This is a genomic window from Kocuria tytonicola (assembly GCF_003687455.1).
Taxonomy (GTDB): Bacteria; Actinomycetota; Actinomycetes; order Actinomycetales; family Micrococcaceae; genus Kocuria; species Kocuria tytonicola.
In genome coordinates this window covers 1-525 of record NZ_PHOA01000218.1, presented here as the reverse complement: position 1 = coordinate 525, position 525 = coordinate 1, and the positions used below count along the sequence as shown (strand labels likewise).

Here is a 525-nt window from a genome sequence, read left to right as displayed (position 1 = left end):
CCGCCGCCCCCGCCCGGATCCCAGCACCCCGGCAGCAGCGGGCACGCAACGCGTCCCGCGCCACCCCGCCCACGAAGGAGAAAGTCATGACCGTCATCGTCCCCGAGTCCACACCCCGCACGCCCGCCGGCGGCTACTCGTGGCGCCAGGACCGCTCCGCGGCCGCACTCACCGGGAAGAACGAGTCGGAGCGGGTGGCCGCGATCGCCCGCAGCATCGGCCAGGCCGCCGTGGAGATCCTCGCCGGCACGAGACCGGCCTCCCAGCTCTCACGGTGGACGGATCCCGAGGTGGTGGAACGCTTTGCGGAGCGGGCCGCCATGCTGAAGCTCGTGCAGGAGCAGTGCCCGGAGCGCCGGTCCCTGTTCGAGGTGCACCGCGCCGCCCGCGTCCGGCGCGTGCGGGTGTGCAGCCCCGCCGCGGGATGCTACGAGGCATCGCTCGTGGTCGAGGAGTCCACCCGCGCACGAGCGGTGGCGCTGCGCATCGAGCGCACGGCACGGCAGTGGCGGGTCACCCAACGGG

Annotated in this window: 1 protein-coding gene; it reads left to right on the top strand. The window is 74.5% G+C overall.

All coding sequences use genetic code 11. The features are described from left to right. Window positions 1-86: 86 nt before the first annotated feature. A partial coding sequence (locus CWC38_RS11910; RefSeq protein ID WP_121846905.1) for an Rv3235 family protein occupies window positions 87-525 on the top strand: 439 nt, incomplete at its 3' end.